The following is a 15366-nucleotide window of genomic DNA, read 5'->3' on the forward strand; positions in this document are numbered from 1 at the left end:
TATCGCCGAAGCCATCGAAAGCAGAAAAAGCGGCGGCGGGGAAAAGCGGCTTTGTGCCTGTTGCCACCAGGTGGGTGATTGAGCGTTCTAATGCCTGGATGGAACGCTGTAAGAGCTTGACCAAGAATTTCGAGAGAACGCTGGTACATGCCAAGGCTCAAATGGACTTCTGCTTCGTTAGGTTAATGCTCAAGCGGCTCGCTGCCAACGCTTAGAGATCTCAAATGGGTTCTATAGATAGCCAAAAACCACTTCCCCTACAACTGTATCAACTGGGTACGGATAACTTGACCTGCCACTGTGCGTTGCCATCGCAGCGTTTGAGCACATTTATTTATTACTATTGGTGGCTTGATGTAGCTGACGGCGAGACTTTACTGGAAGTGATTCCAGACAATGCAACCGACTTGGTGATGTCGCCCAGTATCGACGAATTTTCAGTTGTGTATTTACCCACTTCTGAAAAATTTAGCATTCAGTTAACAGGTCCTATCAGCTATGTCGGCGTCAGCTTTCGCACCGAGCAGATGCCAATGTTCTTTGGCACGGATTGGTCGTTAATAAAATCCTTAGTTCCGGGCGAGCACACAACAAAAAGTCTCGCCATTCAAACGCTGGTAAGCGAAGTTCAAAATCTACAACACTATAACGAATTAGCTAACAACCTAGACCCACTTCTAATAGATCGTCTGGTACAATCACCAAACGATCTCAGTACAAATAAGGCATTGGACATCAGCAATGTTTTGACGGCTATGCAGGTATCTGTCGGTGAAGCAGGCGTAAGTGCGATCGCAGGCCATTTTGGTCTTAGCGACAGGCAATTCAGACGCATCATGCAGTCACTGTTCGGATTTGGGCCGAAGAAAATTCAACGCATCGTGCGATTACAAGCTTTGCTGAGAGCGTTACTCAATCCCGACACATTGGTAACCAACGATGGATTTTACGATGATGCCCATAGAATTAAAGAGATACGCAGTCTGACTGGGTTGACACCAGGGCAAATTAGACACATGGCCGAAATCTACAATTCATCGTCTTAGACACTGGATAAAGTAATCACACGTTTAATCAATAGAGGTGTGACATGATTCAGTTCAAATCGATGTACCCGTTGTATGTCTGTGAAGATTTAGAGGCCCAGCAGACCTTCTATACAGAGAATTTCGGATTTCAAGCAGTATTTTTCGAACCAGATTTTTATTTGCATTTGGTCAATATGAACAATGGTGCTCAAGTGGGATTCATGTTGCCTAACTTGGCAACGCAACCTCCGTTTTTGCATACAAAAGCAACAACCAATGGCATGGTCCTGTCGTTTGAGGTCGCTGACGTCAAAGAAGCCTACGCAGAGGCACAGAAACAGGGACTTGATATTCACTTTGAGCTTAAAGAAGAACCCTGGCAGCAGACTCACTTTATGGTCAGGGATCCGGCTGGACTAATTCTAGATATCGTAGAGGATCGAAATTAGCTCGGTAGAGAGTGTGTTGCAATGAAATACCCGTCGTACCCCTGGCTAATTACAGCAGCCTTGTCACATCTACCACCCAGACTGCTGATGTAAAGAGTCTCTTCTGAAATGCTAATATTTGCATTTGCTGAACAATTTTCGTTCAGCAAATGACTCGCCTAAAACCTACTCGCAGCAGCAGGTTTCTTTACAGCACTCACATGTCTTCTCTTTACAGCATTCAGCATTTCCACAGTCACAATTGCAAGTCGTCTTTTTAGTGTTATCAGTAGCTTCCATGTCCTTTCTCCTACATTTCAGATGATGGTTCTGCTTCAATAATGTCGGCGAGCTGGCGAAGCCGCTGTGCCACTTCGACCCTGTTGAGAGAGTACTGTATCTCACGCCCTTTCCTTTCAGAGCTAACGATACCCTCTTGAGACAGAACCTTAAGATGACGTGATACGCCAGAAGCGTCCACACTACAGCATTCACACAAGCACATCGCATTTTGAGGCGCTTTGCATTGACACAATTCATAAACGAGGGAAAGCCGATTAAACTCTCCTAACGCTTTCAGCAAATTTGCTAATTCTTGTGCCTTTTCTTTATCCATAATCTTATATTTGCATATTTGCACAAATATGTCAATCAATGAATGATGGAGAACTGTTTTTTTAACTATATTAGATAGGTCAATCGCCTACCGTTCTAATAGGTGGGGCAGCAACTCCATCAGGTTACAGGATCGATAGCGGATATCCATCTGGTCTTTAATCAGGGCATTCCAGCCGGTGAGGCAAGTTCCTAATAACACTGACAAGCAGAAAACGTATCACTATCTTATAAAAATGATTATCACTCTCAAAATATTGTAGGATAGCAACCTCTCTTGGCGTTAGCGACCAAACTGCTGCCAATCAAACTGTTTCGGTCGGCTGTTCTTTGGTTGTTTGTTCAAATTCAGGATGGCAAATTCAGGATGGCAAAATGACAAAACTTTCTCGGCGAGCATTCTTATCGGCAATGGCAGTGTCCAGCGGCTTTGTTACTTGGGCCTTACACAGCAGCCCAGCTCAGGCGTATCAGGTGACGCTACTGCCAGCTAGTCCTCGGTTGGGAGATACGCTTTCGGTTTTTATCACTGGGGTTACAGCAGAAGATGATAGGCCATTCGTTTCTATTGGTGACAGCCAGTATCCCAGCTTTCCTTTATCTGACGGTCGCTTCAGGGCCTTTGTACCGACCAGTCCACGCGATGCGCCAGGAGAGTGGACGATTCAGGTGACACAGGCAGGAGTAGTGCGATCGCACAGCATCGCGATCAGCGATCGCCAATTTCGCACTCAATACATCACGCTACCGCCGGGCCAGTCGGATCTAGGCACCGACCATGAGTTTGATCGGGTAGCTGAGTTCAAAAAAATCGTAACGCCAGAGCGCCATTGGCAAGGCCCTTTACTGCGGCCAAGCACAGGCTCAGTAAGTACAGAATTTGGCGTGCAGCGCTACTACAACGGCGTTTTTGCAGAAGACTATTACCATCGGGGCGTGGACTATGCAGCGCCCACTGGTTCACCGATTGTTGCACCAGCAGCTGGCCATATCCGGCTAGTCGGCCTAGTGCGAGATGGATTTGAACTCCACGGCAACACAGTGGGCATTGACCACGGACAGGGGGTGCTCAGCATCATGATTCACATGAACCGGGTAGACGTTCAAGAGGGTGAGTTTGTCGCCGCTGGACAAACGGTTGGTGGTGTGGGTTCGACTGGCGCATCGACCGGCCCGCACCTGCACTGGGGCCTATATGTGAACGGCATTGCAGTCGATCCAGTACCCTGGCGCTTCGAGGGTGTTGAGTAGTGTGTACGGTGATGATTAACCTCGCTTGTGGCAAAAGCGCATCGGCTAAACTGCGAACTGCCAACGTTTCTACCATAGTTTTCGTGGTAGAACGGATGCGTGCTTGTGAATAATAACGATAATCATTATCATATTTTGCAGTTCGTTGATCTTCTGCAATCTGCCTACTAAAAAATATGGCTCAGTCTCAGATCGATATTGCCGTTATTGGTGCAGGGCCGCAGGCGCTGACGCTGATCACTCATCTGCTGCAAAAGCATAAGCGAATGCGGGAGCGTTTAAGCGCTGGTTTTTCTCCTGGGTTTCAGGTCTTCGACCCCAGCGGCACCTGGCTGACTCAGTGGCACAGGCAGTTTGCAGCCCAGGAAATTCGCCATCTGCGCTCTCCAGCCGTTCATCACCCCGACTGCAATCCCCATAACCTGCGTACCTTTGCTACTGGCCGGGGTGACGAACTATATGATCCATACGGTCGGCCAGGGACGGAGCTGTTTCGAGACTTTTGTGAAACCGTCATTGATCGCTGGCATCTGCGAAACCAAGTGACTAAGGCAAAGGTGGCTGGCTTGACCCCACAGGGTCGGGGGTTTCGGCTAACTTTGGCAGATGGACAAGCCGTAATCGCCCGCAGAGTCGTGTTGGCTACTGGCGCACCTACGGTGAAAGTACCAGACTGGGCTGAGCAGGTGAGTGGCTATCCACCAGAGCGGCTCTGCCATGCGAAAGCTGTCTCTTTACCGTCTTTGCCCTCGCTAGCGGGCGAAACAGTGCTGATTGTGGGTGGCGGTCTGACCAGCGCTCACTTGGCGATGGGTGCCCTCAAGCGAGAGGCGCGGGTTCTGTTGATGGGCCGACGGACGTTTAGAGAAAAGATTTTTGACGCGGCACCTGGCTGGCTTGGCCCTAAATTTCTGAAGGGATTTGAGGCAGAAACCGATTGGGATAGGCGCTGGCAGATGATTCAGCAGGCGCGCAATGGAGGGTCTTTTACGCCTGAGACTCTTACCCGGCTCAGAAAGTTTGCTAGAGAAGATCGCGTATTTCTGTATGAGCAGTGTCAGGTAACTCACGCGGTCTGGCAAGAGGAACACTGGCAGGTACAGTGTGATAACCCGACTGTTCACGATTGTTTTGATCACCAGTCTATTAACCGTATCTGGTTAGCGACGGGTACCCGTTTAGATATTACAGCGCATCCACTTTTACAAGATGTTATGGAACAACATCCTGTCGACGTTGTTCACGGTTTGCCCATTCTAGATCAACATTTGCGCTGGCCCGGTTGTGAATTGTTTTTGATGGGGCCTTGGGCGGCGTTGCAGGTAGGGCCAGTTGCCAGGAATTTGTTTGGTGCAAAGCTAGCGGGCGATCGCATTGTTCCAGCGCTAACAAAATCTAGTCTGGCTTTTTCCCGCGCCAGATAAAAAGAGATGTTAGGCAAAAACATGTTTGCATAGCTCATCCATATGTCAGAAATTACCCTTGGACATTCAGCCAGTGTCATTGCAGAAACTTCGGATGCTGAATTGGGAAGAAACCCTTCAGGATCTTCGCGTCCCGCTAGCTAATCGATTGGAGCGTCTCGTCGGTGATAGAGAAGGTCAGCATAGCATTCGGATTAATGATCAATTCAACCCTAACAAAATCTAGTCTGGCTTTTACTCACACTCGTTGTGGAGAACACTGTTTGGCTGTTTTCGGGAAATGGGGGCCAGTCCCATCAACGGTGATGAGACTCATACTGAGGATGGCGGTGTGTGATCGCCGAAGCAAATCAACCAAAGTGTCAGAACCGAAAGATTTTAGGGCAGTTAATATGCACTATTCTTAGAGTTGAACAGCAGCGTCTTCGCTTCAATCACGTCACAAAGTGATCAAAACAGGGTTAGTTGACCTTCCTTTCTTGGGAACGCAGTTTTGCTATCTATACACTTTAAAGCTGTCATAATGTTGCAGCCAAGTCTACGCGCGAATTCAACAGGTACCGCATTGCCAATTTGTTTATGAATGTCTCTTTTGTTGCCTCCTACGAATTCCCAGCTATCAGGGAATGTCTGTAAACGTGCATACTCACGGTGAGTAAAGGAACGCAGGCGAGATGCTTGTATACGCCATAAAGTAACCTCAGCGTTTGGGTTTCGGATATGTTTACCTTTTTCTCTATCTTTACGCTTTCTCTCAGCAACAACATTGCCCTGAGCCCAACCCCACACAGTAGCAGTGTCTACGGCAGGAAATGGAGAATCAAATGAGCGTACTGGATGACCATCAGACGCTGTGCGAGAGAAGCGAACAGGAACGACAACTTCTTCCGAAGAGAATGGACTTCCTGTTTCTGTGTGAACAGCACTGCGAAAACCCCAAGCAGGTTTATGATTGGGTAGATTGATAGGTCGATCTTTGTCATTCGCTAGATCAAACAAATGCTCTCTAATTGCCGTAGTTTTTTGGTCAGGTGGAGGTAGATGATATCCTTCTGGAGATTCATGTAGGAATGCAACAAAAACGAAACGTCGGCGAGTCTGTGGGACTCCATGAAAGCACATCTTGAATATATTGTGATGCACAACGTAGCCGACGCTTTTGAGCTCTTCAGCAATTTTTTGAGAGAAAGGAAGTTCTGTTTTTGGACACCTCATGGTTCTAAGATTAAGAACATTCTCTATAACAACAACTCTAGGTTGATTTTCTCTCGCAAGACGGACAACGTGTTTATACAGCTGATTTCTTGGATCTGAGTCTTGGCGCTTGCCACCAAGCGAGAAACCTTGGCAAGGGACACCGGCTAGCAGGACGTCGGGAGTGCTACTTGCTGCAATAGAGTAATCACGTAGATCTGCTCTGGATATACTCCAGTGAGGTCTATTAAGCTTCAGCGTTTGAACCGCCAAAGGTTCGATATCCATAGAGTGGTGATGCTTGAAACCTGCAAGTTCAAAGCCGAGGTCGAGGCCACCTGCTCCAGCACAAAGTCCATGAGTTGTAAAGTGTTGTACCAGTTTCATACGTCTTGTCTAAGTCTTACTTCTGGTCCTGGTGACGAAGTTGGCCGATAAGCTATGAATCGATATTCCCGACCAGCATGCGGATTGTTTCGCCATGTTGCTTGTAGTTCATTAGTCGTCAGGTCGAACGTATAGCCACCCATCACTCGATCAGCCTCAGTTCTGAGAAGAAAGCCTCTTCTTGACATATTGCTACCAACTGACCAAAAAGCGGGGAGTATTAATGTGACCTGCCGCTCAATACCCTCAAGAAGTCCGTATGGCGTTGGAGCCACATACATTTTACGATCTCTGAGAAGTATGTCGCCATAGGTTTCCATGCCACGAATACTCTTGTTCTTATGTACATATTCAGTATCAGCATTCAAGAAAGAGCCGTGGCAGAGTACAAGGTCGAATACTGGATACTCGTTTGTTTCAGGACTGGATAGCGACCAAAGACGTATATAATGTGCCGCCCTCTGTAAATACCATGAGGAATCTGGCTATTACAGTCATAGGTAGTCTCTCGTCCTGGTACACCCAGACCCTTAATTTCATAACCAACTGGATTGTGAACAATCCTAAAGTCTGGATATGTATTGCGACCGGGTTCATCAAAGTCAAGCCCTTCTCTGTCTAACAATGCTCCAAACCAGTTTTGAAAGTGAAACTCTTTGTCCTTCTGTGTAGCGCGACGAATGAGAACTCCATCCGCTATAGCTGCCGCAGCAGCGGTAAAAATTGAACTTATAGATTCTGCGAGTACGCTAAATTCGTCATCTAACTCTGTCATACTGAACTTTTTCTTATGCTGTTGAATACGTACTACATAATGGCTGATAGTTCAAGACCAAAGGTATTTTTTATGCCAGCAGCCGATTGGCATAGCTACTTTAGCCTATTCGCAACCTGACGATAATAGATAGAGCGCCTGCAACCTATCTGTTCTCGGATTTCTTTAACCGCTGGTTTACCTTCGTTAGACACTGTGACCGCCACTTTCATCTGACTCTTTTCTAAGGACTTTTGATGCCCACACATACGACTACACGCACGAGCTGCCGCCAGTCCTGCCATCGTACGTTCTCATGTCAGGTTGCGTCGTGCCCTGACATTGTACCCATCACCTGCTCAACTTGATGTCCGGTTCTAAAAGTGCTTCAGCGCAGCTCTCGATAACAGCGTTTGGCGTCAGTGCCGACTCATCAGCATAGGTCAAAATGGCTGTGCGAAATCATCCGGCAGCGATTCCAGAGTACGATTGTCTATCGTTGAGCTGTGAGGAGTCATATGTGAACAACACAGTCTGCTAGCTTTTTAGACACGTCGGCAACAATTCCCTCCGCGACATTCGTTGCTCGATTGTGTACTTCACTTAATGAAGTGCCTATCACTCGGTAGCAGCGAGTATCGTTAGACTGCGGATAAAAAGAGGGTGTTGATGAGGAAAAGCCTGTGGCTAGTATCACGCAGTTTGGGTGAAGCTGAGTCCCCGCTGGCTGCAAAATAGTCGGCGTCGGCTGCTCTGGTAAGAACTCTCCTGCAATTAGTTTTAGTCACCCTGCTGCGATCGCTGCTAGCATAAGTTCGGCACAGGGCCGAGACTGTGTGGCAAATAAGGGCTTCACCTGATTGATCAGATGCAGCACGCCAATCTGATCAACCTGTGGCAGTAAATCTTTTACCTGAGTGTAAAACGACATGACCGGACGAACCAGATGGGCAAAAGGGTGATTAGGAGATTGGTTTGTTGTTTCCAAATAGTCTTCTAAAAAGCTAGGATAATCCGCTATGTTTAACAGCGCATCCCAGCCGGGATAGGACAAGTGACAAGCTTGGTAGCAGGCTTCTAGCTCTTTTTTCAGCAGCGTTTGAGCGTTTCTGGCGGTGGGCTGAAGATGCATGTTCTCGCGAGTGAACCACTGGCACTCATAAGTTTCTGTCGGCTCTGTTTGAGGCAGACGAGACTGGGCACGGTGGCTGACTAGGGTAACTTGCTCTATGCTTAGGTTATGCAGCAGATGCAGTGCAACTTCAATCCCCGCTGCACCAGCGCCGACGACCGTGACCTGCGGCGGTAAATTATGACCGTAGCGATCGCACGGATAAGCGTTAAACACACGCCCCGCCCACTCATCTCGCAGTCTAGCAAAACTCGGTCCCGTTGCCTTTGCCAGATAATCAACGCTTAATTGATGAGTGCGCGTTTTGAGCGTGACGATCTGTTCTTTTTGCTCGAACCTTTGCAGCGCTTCAGGGATAACTTGCAGCGTGATGTGTTTTGGTAACTGGGCCTTGAGCGCCAAAAACTGATCGTGAAGATACAGTCCGTACGCGCCCCGAGGGGTCGTGCCCTGAATATCATCAAGGGTGTGATCTGGGTGGCGTTGCTGGCCCTTTTCAGGGGCAAAGTCTGGATACAGATCGGCCAGTAGATTGCGATTAGCCTGTATCCACTCAAAGTAGTCGGTCGTGTCGTAGCGATCAGCGACAAAGTTGAATCCACGCGCAGCGCTGTCGCCATTAAAGGTAAATAGCGACGGCGCTGCCGGGTGGTAAACCTGTCCGCTGCCAAGCAGTTGGTTTGGATCAAGGCCCATATCTTCAATCTGGGTGAGGCGATCGCGCTGCGACAAACTCAAGTTTTTAGTTTGAATTTTTCGTGGCGGCTGTAGCCAGTAGATAGTGACTTCAGCCGAGGATACAGTGCGTAGCGATTTTACCAAGTAGCCCAGTGTGGCAAATCCGCTGACGCCTGCACCTGCGATCGCAATCCTCACTCTAAAACTCATCAATCACTCCACAAACTACAGCGCTACCAACTACAGCGCCGCCAACTACAGTGCCAAGCTGTGAGCATGAACACCCAACGGGAAAAGCAAGTACTCATTCCAACAGCGCCATAGGTAAGCCGTCAGCGCCTTTTTTCTACCCTGAGCGCTTTCAAACTCGAAAGAGAGTTTTGCCTTGCCCGGAATCAACTGCGCCAAAGAGTGATCGCAGCCGCAGCCATGCTGAATTAACAGTCCTTGCTCAGAAGCACGAGACTGCACCAACATCAGCATCGCCGTGACGTTGAACCCGTGAAGACAAGCGTCGTAGGCTCGTTTTACGCCTTGCATTTGTGGATCAAAAAACATCGGTCTCGCCTCATGAATAGAGTCTCGCTCAATGGGGCACAGCAACATCCAATAAAAGCTGGCAGGTAGGTCATATCCGAGTTCATTAAACACTGCGCGAACAAAGGCCACGACTCGCTCAGCGCCATCTTGCGCTCTAGCGGTCTCTAATGCCAAATCAAAGTCAGGGTATGCCGATTGAACAAAATCGTGGCCGAAAAAATCTAAGGTTTTTCTTGCTCCATTGGCATAGAAAGATTGAAAGTCAGGGCTCTGCTGGAATCCTTTCTGTTGAAAGACTTCAGGGCTACGATCTGTGGCCTTTGTATAAAACAATTGAGCCATTGCGACCAAAAAATCAGGATCGCTATGCCCTACCGCTACGTTTCTAGCTGCAATTTGTTGCCAAATGAGCGGCAAACTGCTCACTTCAACCGCGTCAACGCCCTGCAAAATTGAGCTTGCTGAAAGACTGTCTAACCCCTTAGAGCCTGAACCTTCAGCAACAGGCAGAGCGTCATTAACTAATGAAATCATGGAACTATTTCCTAAAAACTGTAGATGCAATCGTAACGGTAACAGACAATACTCAGACAATATATAGGATGACTGTCATTCATTGCCTCTAGATCTTCTATCACATGCTGGAGTTTTTCGGACTGTGTGCTTCCTGCGCGAAACTTTCATCGGCTAAGAGTCCATAGAAAAGCACCTCAGGAAAGCACTTCTTAGGAACGGTACGCTACACCGGAGATGAAACAGGCGCTACGCAGTCTTCTAGCATTTGTTGAATCACGTCTTGATCTAAGTTTCGACCAATAAATACGAGCTGGTTACTACGCGCACCTGGCCATCTGCCTTCTTCAAGCTGGAACCGTTTGCCCGTGAGCTGAAAGAAGTGTCTAGCTGGGCTTTCTTGAAACCAAAGAATGCCTTTAGCGCGAAAAACAGTCTCGGGTAGGTGATTGTCTAGAAACTGCTGAAAGTTTCTGAGAATGAGGGGGCGATCGCACTGAAAAGAAAACGACATAAATCCATCATTTTCTAGATGGGCCGAGTGGTGATCGTGAGAGTGGTCATGATTATGGTGTGTATGGTTGTGGTGCTCATGATGCTCATGCGAGTGGCTATGATTGCCGTGATGTTGATGAGACTCGGCCAGCTCAGAGTCTTTGGCTTTCTCTTTCTCTTTCTCTTCAGCTTTCTCTTGATAGGCACCAACTTCTCCCAACTTGATATCAATAATCAGCGGCAGCGGTACTTTTCCCTGTTCGGCTCTTAAGATTCTGGCCCCAGTTTTAATATTGCGAAGATTTTCTTCTAAGAATTCTATGCGATCGCTCGTGACCAAATCCGTTTTGTTGAGGAGGATGATATCGCCATAGGCAATCTGGCTATAAGCTGCCTGACTATCAAAAATATCCGGCGCAAAAGACTCAGCATCTACCAAAGTCAGTATCGAATCGAGCCGAGTTAGATCGCGTAATTCTGTGCCCAAAAAAGTGAGGGTAATCGGCAGCGGATCGGCAACGCCTGTAGTTTCTACAACCAGATAATCAATCCGGTCGCGGCGACCAAGCACCCGGTGAACCGCATCGCGCAAATCGTCGTTAATGCTGCAGCAGATGCAGCCATTTGTTAGTTCAATCATGTCTTGCTCAATCTGGACGATGAACTGGCTATCGATATTGATATCGCCAAATTCATTTACCAACACAGCAACTTTAGAGTCTTCAAAACTCTCTAATATATGATTGACTAGAGTGGTCTTTCCACTACCTAAAAACCCTGTAATAATTGTGACAGGCAATCGCTTATCATCAACCGATAGCGGCATTATGCTGGCAAAATCTGACGCTGAAGGAAGGGGCATAACTGTCTCCTAATGATGACTAGTGATGAGTGCAATAACTGTTTGATCCGAATGGATTAGCTGGTTAAACAGTTGCTGAGCTGTTGATAGAGCTGTAGGGGGTTGAGCTGACGACCAATGAGTATGAGCTGATTTTGAGTAGGGCATTGGTGACTATCGGCAGCAAGATTGAACCGTTTGCCCGATAGCTGAAAGATGTATCGCTTTGGCTGCCCTTCAAACCAGAGAATGCCTTTGGCGCGAAAAATATTGCTGGGAAGTTGTTGCATTAAAAAGTGCTCAAACTTGGCCAGATCAAAAGGGCGATCGCTCCGAAACGGCATGGAAACAAAGCGATCGCTCGCCACATGATCAGACATCTCTTGCTTTGAAAGACGATAGGTTTCAGTATCGGCTAGCCCTACCCCTAAAATGGCAGAAAGTGGCAGCTCAGCATCGGTTCCTAAAGGGTTTTCTAGGCTACATCGCAGCAGCCGCGCACCATCTTTTACTCTGTGAATCTCGGCTTCTATGGCCTGCAATTGCTTATCGCTCGCCAAATCGGTTTTGTTGAGTAGAAGGATATCGCTGTAGATTAGCTGATTTTCATATACCGAACTGTTGAAGAGATCTGCGCCAAAGTTATCAGCATCTACCACACCCACAACAGAATCTAGCCGAGTAAAGTCTTTTAAGCTAGTTCCAACAAATGTCATCATAATTGGCAGCGGATCGGCGAGTCCAGTGGTTTCTATCACCAGATAGTCCATCCGCTCTTCACGCTCTAGCACCTGATAAACCGCATCCACCAACCCGTCGTTAATTGTGCAGCAAATGCAGCCATTGCTGAGTTCTACCATATTGTTCTGCGTAGAGACAATCAGCTGAGCGTCAATATTAATATCGCCAAATTCATTCACCAGCACAGCGATCTTCAGCCCCTGAGCATTATTCAAAATATGATTGAGCAGCGTGGTTTTACCACTGCCCAAAAAACCGGTAATCACTGTAACGGGCATCCCTTGCTTAGGAATCGTGACTGCCAAATCGTCTTCAGATGGACAGCTTTCAGCTAAACAGTCTTCAGTTGGACAGTTCTCAGGCATAGTGTAAAATAATGATTATCATTCTCAAAATCTTACACTCTAAACGAGGCTGTGTAGGAATAGTCTGATAAACTTTTCCCGTGCGTGACAATGATTATCATTTTTTCAGTATGCTAGCGGTTCAAAATCTGTCGGTTAACTACCGAGGAATCGAAGCACTCACAGGGGTTTCGCTGACTTTGCAAGCAGGCGAATGGGTGGGGTTAATTGGTCCTAATGGTGCTGGCAAGAGCACTTTGGTCAAAGCGATTCTAGGTTTGACGCCCTATCGAGGCAAGATTTTATTAAATGGGGTTTCACTCAGGCGACAGCGACGGCGAGTGGCCTACGTGCCACAGCGATCGCAGATTGATTGGGACTATCCCATCACGGCGTGGAATGTAGTGATGATGGCACAGACGATGGCCCTTGGCTGGGGGCGCTCTCCCGATGTCAAAGCCAAAAAAATAGTAAGTGCGGCGCTAGACCGGGTAGAAATGTTGCCCTTTAGAAATCGTCCCATTGGCCAGCTCTCGGGCGGTCAGCAGCAGAGAATTTTTCTAGCCCGCGCTCTAGCCCAGCATCCCGATTTATTTTTGCTAGACGAACCATTTAGCGGCATCGATAAAAAAACCGAAGCCATTATGCTGAGCATTTTCGCCGATCTCAGTGGCCAAGGTAAGACCCTGCTGGTTTGCAGTCACGAATGGGGCGAAGCGCTCAATCGCTATCATCGACTGCTATTGCTCAACCGCCGCGTGCTGGCTAACGATACGCCTCAAGCGGTGATGACGATGGACAATATTCAACAGGCATACGGTGAGAATATTCAAGCGGCCATGCATGATCAAAACGTCATTCCGTTTGCTTGTTAGCCTGTGGGGTGAGGGTGCGATCGCCCTGAGTAAAGCTAAAAAGATGTTGTGGTGTCAAAAAGCAGCCTTGCTTTATAGATGAGCTGAAAACTACTAGATAGCTAGTTAGGGCACAAATCAGCTAATCTGAGGCAAAGCCATCGCATTTGGATTGAGCTTATGCTACGAGAGACTCTCAAGCAGGAAATTGATCAACTCAGTGATAGTGAGCTGAGGAGGATTGCCGACTTTATCAATTCAGTCAAAACTCAAACTCAGCAAGTGGCACAGTCTATCCCATCCTTGCAAAATGCAACACCTGCTGAACGTGCCGAAGATTTCCGCAGATGGGTAGCTGAGCTACCTAAAACAAGCATTACACTATCCGATGACGCCTTTGACCGTGGCAGTATTTACGAATAATGGCCAAATATTTGCTAGATACCAATGTTGTTCTGCGATTCAGTAATCCATCTGATGCTCAACACGATTTATCTACTGAAGCTGTGGCCACTTTGTTGTTTCAGGGCAACGAGTGCTATCTAACAGCACAAATTTTGATTGAGCTGTGGGTTGTCGCAACCCGTCCGGTGGATGTGAATGGATTGGGATGGTCGGTTGAGCAAACGCGCGATATCACTGAGCAACTGTTGGATCATTTTCCTGTGGCCGGTGAAACCTCCCAGATTTTTCCAAGCTGGTTTGCTCTTGTTACTGATAACCGAATTAAAGGTAAACGAGCTCACGATGCCCGTGTTACCGCTGTAATGCTAACTTCTGGTATTAGTCATATTCTAACGCTGAACCCAAATGATTTTTCAGGAGTTCCAGGCATTACAATTGTGCGTCCCCAACAAGTACTCAGTGAAGCGATGACAACCGAATAGGTACTACTTAATACTATGTCTGAGCGGACTGAACTAAAATATAGGCTAAGGTTTAGGCGCTTTGACAGCCGCTCAACCTTGTCGTTCAAGTCTCACAACTGAGTTTTTGACTGTTAGTGATCGCGCGTCAAAATCCCCTGACTAGGACTAAACAACAGCGCTGCTAGAAAGCAGGCAAAAAGAGTCAGCGCGATCGCAGATCCAGAACCTTCTACTTACATCGCGACTGCTTCAGGCTGTATCCCACGGATCTTTGGTTCAAAGTGTAAAACCATAATTTGATCCGAACGTAGCCCCAGGGATTCATAAGTGCGTCCGGCACGGTCACTGAATTCAACTTCAAATGCTGTACCGTTTGCCAGCGTCTCAACTACTGTCCCAACTTGACCGCGCCACAGATCGTACTGAGGAAGATCGATCGTTAAGGCGACTACATCTAGCAATTTAGCATCACTTGTCATACTTCATACCTCCACCGGACTAAAGAGGATAGCAGGTCGTTAACTTTGGAATGGTTGAACCATGCTCGATGATCCACCCGCTCCGAAGGATTGCACTTCTATTCTGCCATCTGATTGCGAAATCTAAGGTGTAGCGTTGCCCAAACTCGTCCTTTCTGCCCAACTGAGCTTCTTGTGTTTTTACGGCTTTAAGCAGTACCTGGCGTAACCCTTCAGCATCGCTAGCCACTATACCTAAAATTGATGAAAACAGCCGAGCTTTATGCTTTCCATCATCATGCTCTAAGTTAAGGCAGTAGTCGCGCAGTTTACGAATATCAACGGCTGCTTGCTCAGCATTTGGAATTAGCATTCAAACTCATTTCTAGCCAGAAACCGATATCTTGAAATCAGCAGATACTGCGATCGAGCTTCGGATTACCCTCGATCGCGCGTCAAAATTCCTTGACTAGGACTAAATAATAACGCCGATAGAAAGCAGGCAAAAAGAGTCAGCGCGATGACGAAGCCCTTCCGATGGAAAATCGCAGATTTAGAAGGTGTACTGAGATAGTGGATATTGTATCTTCAGTTTCGCGCTACGCTAATACTAACTAGGCAGTGCGAAGTTTTTGTTGAAAGCTGAGCTTTATTTTAAGCGGCAACAGGCAGTTCTTTTTGGCGTTCAGGGTGCTTAGGTTTAGCTTTGAGTAATTTAGGGAGAAGTAGAGCGGACTTACGTTTGGATAAAACGGTTGGCTGTAGATGCTGAAGCGCCAGGCGCACAATTTGCTCGCTGGGCAACCCGTGTTTAGGGAGC

17 protein-coding genes and 1 pseudogene are annotated in these 15366 nt (G+C 47.5%); 9 read left to right on the forward strand and 9 right to left on the reverse strand.

Translation table 11 applies throughout. The features are described from left to right. The 3 genes and pseudogenes from IQ256_RS24675 to IQ256_RS24685 form a co-directional block, all read left to right on the forward strand. Positions 1-215, forward strand: a pseudogene (locus tag IQ256_RS24675) (IS5/IS1182 family transposase); the annotation flags it as partial. Positions 216-224: 9 nt separating this feature from the next. Beyond that, positions 225-1046, forward strand: a complete 822-nt coding sequence (locus IQ256_RS24680; protein ID WP_193858348.1) for a DUF6597 domain-containing transcriptional factor — start codon at positions 225-227, stop codon at positions 1044-1046. A gap of 44 nt (positions 1047-1090) precedes the next feature. Continuing rightward, entirely contained in the window at positions 1091-1477 is a 387-nt protein-coding gene (locus IQ256_RS24685) for a VOC family protein (protein ID WP_193858349.1), read from the forward strand. Between the two features lie 289 nt (positions 1478-1766). Here IQ256_RS24685 and IQ256_RS24690 read toward each other — a convergent pair whose 3' ends face one another. Further along, positions 1767-2072 (reverse strand): helix-turn-helix transcriptional regulator, encoded by a 306-nt coding sequence (locus tag IQ256_RS24690; RefSeq protein ID WP_193858350.1) that lies wholly within the window; start codon positions 2070-2072, stop codon positions 1767-1769. A gap of 374 nt (positions 2073-2446) precedes the next feature. Between IQ256_RS24690 and IQ256_RS24695 the strand changes: the two genes are divergently transcribed. From IQ256_RS24695 to IQ256_RS24705, 3 genes are all read left to right on the forward strand, one after another. Then, positions 2447-3322, forward strand: a complete 876-nt coding sequence (locus IQ256_RS24695; RefSeq protein WP_193858351.1) for a M23 family metallopeptidase — start codon at positions 2447-2449, stop codon at positions 3320-3322. Between the two features lie 176 nt (positions 3323-3498). After that, positions 3499-4746, forward strand: coding sequence for an FAD/NAD(P)-binding protein (locus IQ256_RS24700; protein WP_193858352.1), 1248 nt, complete (start codon positions 3499-3501; stop codon positions 4744-4746). Positions 4747-4804: 58 nt separating this feature from the next. Continuing rightward, on the forward strand, positions 4805-4972 hold the full coding sequence (locus IQ256_RS24705) for a type II toxin-antitoxin system RelE/ParE family toxin (protein ID WP_228025240.1): 168 nt from the start codon (positions 4805-4807) through the stop codon (positions 4970-4972). Positions 4973-5196: 224 nt separating this feature from the next. Here the strand turns inward: IQ256_RS24705 and IQ256_RS24710 are convergent, their stop codons facing one another. From IQ256_RS24710 to IQ256_RS24735, 6 genes are all read right to left on the reverse strand, one after another. Next, a complete protein-coding gene (locus tag IQ256_RS24710; protein ID WP_228025241.1) occupies positions 5197-6327 on the reverse strand; it encodes a DNA cytosine methyltransferase in 1131 nt (376 codons plus the stop codon). A gap of 364 nt (positions 6328-6691) precedes the next feature. Next, entirely contained in the window at positions 6692-7102 is a 411-nt protein-coding gene (locus IQ256_RS29840; RefSeq protein WP_228025242.1) for a hypothetical protein, read from the reverse strand. A 763-nt stretch (positions 7103-7865) separates the two neighbouring features. Next, positions 7866-9101 (reverse strand): FAD/NAD(P)-binding protein, encoded by a 1236-nt coding sequence (locus IQ256_RS24720; RefSeq protein WP_193858354.1) that lies wholly within the window; start codon positions 9099-9101, stop codon positions 7866-7868. Positions 9102-9146: 45 nt separating this feature from the next. After that, the gene (locus tag IQ256_RS24725; protein WP_193858355.1) at positions 9147-9965 is read right to left on the reverse strand and encodes a hypothetical protein; all 819 of its coding nucleotides are present in this window, start codon (positions 9963-9965) and stop codon (positions 9147-9149) included. 205 nt (positions 9966-10170) lie between these two features. Next, positions 10171-11301 (reverse strand): GTP-binding protein, encoded by a 1131-nt coding sequence (locus IQ256_RS24730; RefSeq protein WP_370623543.1) that lies wholly within the window; start codon positions 11299-11301, stop codon positions 10171-10173. Positions 11302-11357: 56 nt separating this feature from the next. Then, positions 11358-12386, reverse strand: coding sequence for a GTP-binding protein (locus tag IQ256_RS24735; RefSeq protein WP_193858356.1), 1029 nt, complete (start codon positions 12384-12386; stop codon positions 11358-11360). Between the two features lie 110 nt (positions 12387-12496). On the opposite strand from IQ256_RS24735, the gene IQ256_RS24740 reads away from it, so the two are divergent. The 3 genes from IQ256_RS24740 (at position 12497) to IQ256_RS24750 (ending at position 14106) form a co-directional block, all read left to right on the forward strand. After that, positions 12497-13240 carry a metal ABC transporter ATP-binding protein gene (locus IQ256_RS24740; RefSeq protein ID WP_193858357.1) on the forward strand — a complete coding sequence of 248 codons (744 nt, stop codon included), beginning with the start codon at positions 12497-12499 and terminating at the stop codon, positions 13238-13240. 159 nt (positions 13241-13399) lie between these two features. Then, positions 13400-13642, forward strand: coding sequence for a hypothetical protein (locus IQ256_RS24745; RefSeq protein WP_193858358.1), 243 nt, complete (start codon positions 13400-13402; stop codon positions 13640-13642). Next, on the forward strand, positions 13642-14106 hold the full coding sequence (locus IQ256_RS24750; RefSeq protein ID WP_193858359.1) for a PIN domain-containing protein: 465 nt from the start codon (positions 13642-13644) through the stop codon (positions 14104-14106). Before IQ256_RS24745 ends, IQ256_RS24750 begins: the two co-directional genes overlap by 1 nt. A 215-nt stretch (positions 14107-14321) precedes the next feature. Here IQ256_RS24750 and IQ256_RS24755 read toward each other — a convergent pair whose 3' ends face one another. Together IQ256_RS24755 and IQ256_RS24760 are read right to left on the reverse strand one after the other, a co-directional pair. Continuing rightward, positions 14322-14567 (reverse strand): DUF4926 domain-containing protein, encoded by a 246-nt coding sequence (locus tag IQ256_RS24755; protein ID WP_193858360.1) that lies wholly within the window; start codon positions 14565-14567, stop codon positions 14322-14324. A 19-nt stretch (positions 14568-14586) separates the two neighbouring features. Then, positions 14587-14919, reverse strand: a complete 333-nt coding sequence (locus IQ256_RS24760; protein WP_193858361.1) for a DUF6883 domain-containing protein — start codon at positions 14917-14919, stop codon at positions 14587-14589. Between the last annotated feature and the right edge of the window lie 447 nt (positions 14920-15366).

Source organism: cf. Phormidesmis sp. LEGE 11477, from assembly GCF_015207105.1.
Classification (GTDB): Bacteria; Cyanobacteriota; Cyanobacteriia; order Phormidesmidales; family Phormidesmidaceae; genus Phormidesmis.

What these genes read in the sequence shown, in the direction of transcription:
- IQ256_RS24680 (WP_193858348.1), top strand. Translation starts at nt 225, where the DNA reads ATGGGTTCTATAGATAGCCAAAAACCACTTCCCCTACAACTGTATCAA.
- IQ256_RS24685 (WP_193858349.1), top strand. Translation starts at nt 1,091, where the DNA reads ATGATTCAGTTCAAATCGATGTACCCGTTGTATGTCTGTGAAGATTTA.
- IQ256_RS24690 (WP_193858350.1), bottom strand. Translation starts at nt 2,072, where the DNA reads ATGGATAAAGAAAAGGCACAAGAATTAGCAAATTTGCTGAAAGCGTTA.
- IQ256_RS24695 (WP_193858351.1), top strand. Translation starts at nt 2,447, where the DNA reads ATGACAAAACTTTCTCGGCGAGCATTCTTATCGGCAATGGCAGTGTCC.
- IQ256_RS24700 (WP_193858352.1), top strand. Translation starts at nt 3,499, where the DNA reads ATGGCTCAGTCTCAGATCGATATTGCCGTTATTGGTGCAGGGCCGCAG.
- IQ256_RS24710 (WP_228025241.1), bottom strand. Translation starts at nt 6,327, where the DNA reads ATGAAACTGGTACAACACTTTACAACTCATGGACTTTGTGCTGGAGCA.
- IQ256_RS29840 (WP_228025242.1), bottom strand. Translation starts at nt 7,102, where the DNA reads ATGACAGAGTTAGATGACGAATTTAGCGTACTCGCAGAATCTATAAGT.
- IQ256_RS24720 (WP_193858354.1), bottom strand. Translation starts at nt 9,101, where the DNA reads ATGAGTTTTAGAGTGAGGATTGCGATCGCAGGTGCAGGCGTCAGCGGA.
- IQ256_RS24725 (WP_193858355.1), bottom strand. Translation starts at nt 9,965, where the DNA reads ATGATTTCATTAGTTAATGACGCTCTGCCTGTTGCTGAAGGTTCAGGC.
- IQ256_RS24730 (WP_370623543.1), bottom strand. Translation starts at nt 11,301, where the DNA reads ATGCCCCTTCCTTCAGCGTCAGATTTTGCCAGCATAATGCCGCTATCG.
- IQ256_RS24735 (WP_193858356.1), bottom strand. Translation starts at nt 12,386, where the DNA reads ATGCCTGAGAACTGTCCAACTGAAGACTGTTTAGCTGAAAGCTGTCCA.
- IQ256_RS24740 (WP_193858357.1), top strand. Translation starts at nt 12,497, where the DNA reads ATGCTAGCGGTTCAAAATCTGTCGGTTAACTACCGAGGAATCGAAGCA.
- IQ256_RS24745 (WP_193858358.1), top strand. Translation starts at nt 13,400, where the DNA reads ATGCTACGAGAGACTCTCAAGCAGGAAATTGATCAACTCAGTGATAGT.
- IQ256_RS24750 (WP_193858359.1), top strand. Translation starts at nt 13,642, where the DNA reads ATGGCCAAATATTTGCTAGATACCAATGTTGTTCTGCGATTCAGTAAT.
- IQ256_RS24755 (WP_193858360.1), bottom strand. Translation starts at nt 14,567, where the DNA reads ATGACAAGTGATGCTAAATTGCTAGATGTAGTCGCCTTAACGATCGAT.
- IQ256_RS24760 (WP_193858361.1), bottom strand. Translation starts at nt 14,919, where the DNA reads ATGCTAATTCCAAATGCTGAGCAAGCAGCCGTTGATATTCGTAAACTG.